This window comes from Rhodocytophaga aerolata, from assembly GCF_030503435.1.
Lineage (GTDB): Bacteria > Bacteroidota > Bacteroidia > Cytophagales > 172606-1 > Rhodocytophaga > Rhodocytophaga aerolata.
Map to the genome: position 1 here is coordinate 1 of NZ_JAUKPO010000126.1, position 2,512 is coordinate 2,512.

The window sequence follows — 2,512 nt, forward strand, 5'->3', positions numbered from 1 at the left end:
TGCGCGCAGAGCTTATTCATGTATCACCGGCTGCGAGTAGCGGCTGGTCTATTAGGCACAATTGAGGAAGTAAATAACACATCTTGAGTTATATGAATATCAAATCAGTACTATTATTTGTTTGTATCAATCTTTTATTTATCTCCTGCGAAACACAGCAAGATATATCTCCTTTGCCGGATACGCCTCCTCTACCAGTAACAGACATTGATGGTAATGTCTATAAAACTATTAAAATTGGTACTCAAATTTGGATGGCAGAGAATTTGAAAGTTACAAAAAGTAATGAAGGGGATACCATTTCTAGCTATGCCTATAATTATGAACCAAGCTATATCAATACTTATGGACGTTTATATGATTGGCAAACAGCCTTAGAAGTTTGTCCAAAAGGATGGCGTTTACCTAATGATCAAGATTGGTTTATACTCCTATCGTGTCTTGATAATACAATAAAAAATCCTATATCAACGGGATAATTAGGAGAAGAAACTGCCGGACAATTAAAATCTATTATAGGATGGGTAAAACCTAATGTAGGTGCTACAAACTCAACAGGTTTCTCGGCTTTACCTTCAGGTAGTTACTACCAAAATGCTTGGTATGATATGGGATATATAACCAGCTATTGGTCTTCAACTGATAGTGGAATAATAACTCTCGAGTACAAATCAGCTACTGTGTTTAAAGGCTATAGTGAAAGATACGTTGCGAATTGTGTACGTTGTATAAAAGATTAAGAATTGTGCCTAACATCAAACCTGCCATCAACCGTGCTCCCAACACTAACACCTAAGCAAGCAACGGTATGTGGAGGTTCCTGTTCCATTAATTGCCATAATAGAGTTTTAACCACTCAACTCAAGAATATATGAAAAAGATAAAATGGATTTTGATTGGAAGTGCAGTTATTGTTATACCATTGTTTATGGCTTTTGTTAGTTTGCCTAAGGCTTACTTTTTATCCAAGCCAGATTGCAATACTAAAGTTGCCAATATGATACATGGCACTGCTGATTTTACTTCAACAGAGTATCAGAAAGAGGTTATTAAATTGTTGAAATCTAAGGAATCAGACGATTTTAGGTATTTTTTCAAAACATTTCTTCAAGAAGGAGAAATGGTATATATGGTAGTGAATTTCCGCAATCAGCAACAGTGCTTTGATGCGAAAATGAAAGTAGACAAATGGGATAAGCTTGGCGGGATGCGAAAAACAAATGGATTGTCTTACCCAGAAGAATTGTATGAGGTAAAGTGGAAAATTGAGGTAATCAAGGATAAACAAGAATTAGTTTATCAGGATATGCATGCAATTATAGATTAGAACAAGTACGGCAGCCAACACTTGCTTCATCCGATCAGCGGCCCATCCAAAGCTTAACCTTAGCACAAGGGCTCGCCGCCGGGAAGCTGTGCTACGTTAGGCACTATCAAATGAAAAATTTAGGAATACTTATTATTGGAATAAATTTACTTGCTTCTTGTAATCAGGGTAACAAAGAAGAGTCAACTATTAATCAGGATGATAACAACTATGTAGTTATAAAAGCTGCTAGTGATACAGTAGTGGAAGGGCAAATGTATCAAGTTAGCGTGTGGTTAGACCCCAAGCAAAAAGATAAGTATACATTAATAGCAGGTACCTATAATGGTCACAATATACCTTTTCTTCGCCCAAATGATACCCTTAGATTGGAGTTTGTCACAGGTTGTAAAGAAGATGAATCAGGACTCAATAAAAGATCTTACACCATTGGAGCACACTTGAAGACGAAGGAAAACGATTCAATTTGGATAAGCCAAGAAAAGAATTACTTTACAAACTGTAGATAAAGTGAAAGTGCCTAACACCAGCCACGGCTGACAACCGTTGCAGTCAACGCAATACCAAAGCAGATGCAAACGGTGTGCAGGTGGCCATGTTACATTAGCCAAAATTAAATAGTAAAACGAATTTTCCCTAAAACAATAAATCTAATATGTTAAAACAGCTAGTAGATTTACGTGACTTTTGCTATGTGAGGTTAGAAAAGCATGAAGGAGAAGAGTCAGCTAAATTGTGGTATAAGATTCAGCTTATGGCTTTTTTTGGCCTTTACTATATAGCGTTTTTGTTGCTGGTAGGTACTATCATGAACAGGACAGGCATCGGTTTGCCCTCTATTTTTTATTCACAGAATATTTTGATAGTGCTTTTCTCCAGCCTGTTGTTGTTTGTGCCCTATATCTTATTGTTTCTCTACCTTTTCCGAAAAATTGCCGTTTATCCCATCAATAAGCAAATACCAGCTCAAAAATACAAGAGGCTTGTAAAAATATCATATCTAATGTTATTGACAGGTTTTGCCTTATGTATACTCATACCCTGGGGTTTGAATAAACTTGTACCGCCCATCATCAATCCCCCTATACATTATGAATCATCTGGTAAGTAAAGGGATGATTAAACACTTAGTAGATTTGCGAGATTTCTGCTATGTTTTCTTAAAGAAGAAAATGGGTGAATCCT

The 2,512-nt window shown here is 36.5% G+C and carries 2 protein-coding genes and 1 pseudogene; all 3 read left to right on the forward strand.

Annotated elements, in window-relative coordinates; all coding sequences use genetic code 11:
* Positions 1–92 precede the first annotated feature (92 nt).
* The 3 genes and pseudogenes from Q0590_RS37015 (at position 93) to Q0590_RS37025 (ending at position 1,836) form a co-directional block, all read left to right on the forward strand.
* Positions 93–740: pseudogene (locus tag Q0590_RS37015) on the forward strand (FISUMP domain-containing protein).
* 131 nt (positions 741–871) lie between these two features.
* Positions 872–1,327, forward strand: coding sequence for a hypothetical protein (locus Q0590_RS37020; RefSeq protein ID WP_302042725.1), 456 nt, complete (start codon positions 872–874; stop codon positions 1,325–1,327).
* Positions 1,328–1,437: 110 nt separating this feature from the next.
* Positions 1,438–1,836, forward strand: coding sequence for a hypothetical protein (locus Q0590_RS37025; protein WP_302042726.1), 399 nt, complete (start codon positions 1,438–1,440; stop codon positions 1,834–1,836).
* Positions 1,837–2,512 lie beyond the last annotated feature (676 nt).

What these genes read in the sequence shown, in the direction of transcription:
- Q0590_RS37020 (WP_302042725.1), top strand. Translation starts at nt 872, where the DNA reads ATGAAAAAGATAAAATGGATTTTGATTGGAAGTGCAGTTATTGTTATA.
- Q0590_RS37025 (WP_302042726.1), top strand. Translation starts at nt 1,438, where the DNA reads ATGAAAAATTTAGGAATACTTATTATTGGAATAAATTTACTTGCTTCT.